Genomic DNA, 1615 nt, shown 5'->3' on the forward strand with positions numbered 1-1615 from the left:
CGGTCATGGTCAGCGTCGGGTGCCGCTCGCGCCCCTCGGCCGGGCCGCAAAGATTGCCGATATCGCCAGCCGCGCCATAGAATGTGTCGGCCCGAAAACCCTCAAGCGCGGCCACTGCGGCGACATTCTCGATTCCTTCACCAAGCACCCACCGCCTTGCCGAAAGATCGCCGCAAACCGGTATCACCGATCCCTTCTTCGCGCCCTGCATCTTCTTGGCGGAAAGCCGCTTGCCATCTTTCGGGCAGACCAGCACCGGCCGGTATTTCGGCGCGTTCCCAAGGTCGATCCATGTCTCATGGCACCCGGTCACGCTGCCTGTCAGATCGACATAGGGCGCAATCATCGCCGGCCCGACATGAAGGGAAAGCGGATTGCCGAATTCATCCTCGTCGTGCCAATAGGTGTGCCGGTCATCGAAACGGATATTCTCGAACACGGCATCATCCATCTCTGCCCCGCAGCGCAGCCGCAGATAGTCCCGCACGGCGCGCCCGGCCGATCCGGCCACCATCGATGCATGAAAGTAGAGACCGCGCCCCTTCGTGATCGCTATCTGCCGATACCGGTTCTGCTGTTCGGCATGCGCCTCGGCCTGGCGTTTCGCCTTCTCCCGCGCCGCCTCCATCCGCGCTTCCCGCGCCGCCCGCTCCTCCTCGCTCTCGCGCTGGTCGGGATCCGGTATGGCGCGGTCGAGAACCGCAGCACACGCCTCCAGAAACCCCGTCCGGCTCTTCAGGTCGTGCCCCAGCTCATGCGCGGCCAGCGATATCGCATCATGCCCGCCCTGCCCGCATTTCCGGCAGTTCCAAACGCCCTTGCCGGGGTTGACGGCAAAACCATCCTTGCCGCCGGCTGAAGGGCAAGGCCCGACCCACTCCGCGCCGCGCACCGGAACCCGCCCGATCCGCCCCGCATAATCGGCAAGATCGATCGCGCGCGCCTCGGCAACGAAAGCGTCGATGACCGCGCTCATTCCGCCGCCTCCATCATCACCGGTTCCGCTTCCGCCCGCAGATGCCCGCAATTGGCCGCGACAAGCGCCGCCGCCACGGGCGGGCAGACGGAGTTGCCGCAGGCGGAAACCTGCTGCGATTTGGTGAAGGCCTCCCCGTTCGGACCGCGATCGATCTCGTAATCGGCCGGAAAGCCTTGCGCGTTGAACAGTTCGCGCGGGGTCAGCATGCGCATACCGATATCGACCACCACGAAGGTCGCATCGCCGATCGTGAGCGTCACGAATTCCCGCTCATCCCAGAACCCGTGCTTGCGCAGGAACGCCGCCACCTGGCGCGCCCTGTCCGCCTGTGCGTCGGTGAAGGGCGGCGCCTCGAGCGCGGCCTGGACATGGCCGAACCGGTCTTTCGTCGTCACCGTATGCAACGGACCGCCATACTCCGCGCCGTCGCCCGTGCCGAAATACTTGGCGCAATAAGCCGCCACCGCGCCCTGTTGCGCGCCGGAAGCGGTGATGGTGGAAAGCGGCGCATCCAAAGGCCGGCCCGGATTGACCCCGCCGTCACGGCGGCTGTCATTGTTGTGCTGGGCGACATATGCGGCAGCAATGCAGGTGTCCGCCTTGGCGGTCACCGTGTGCAGCGGCTCGTTGCCGCCG

2 protein-coding genes are annotated in these 1615 nt (G+C 65.9%); both read right to left on the reverse strand.

What is annotated here, in order from left to right; all coding sequences use genetic code 11:
* On the reverse strand, positions 1-976 hold a 976-nt coding region (locus tag B4E36_RS16910; protein ID WP_345900593.1), incomplete at its 3' end, for a DUF7146 domain-containing protein.
* The coding region (locus B4E36_RS16915) for a DNA cytosine methyltransferase (protein WP_345900594.1) at positions 973-1615 on the reverse strand (643 nt) is incomplete at its 5' end. The genes B4E36_RS16915 and B4E36_RS16910, both read right to left, overlap by 4 nt.

This window comes from Martelella sp. UBA3392 (assembly GCF_002358775.1).
Lineage (GTDB): Bacteria > Pseudomonadota > Alphaproteobacteria > Rhizobiales > Rhizobiaceae > Martelella > Martelella mediterranea.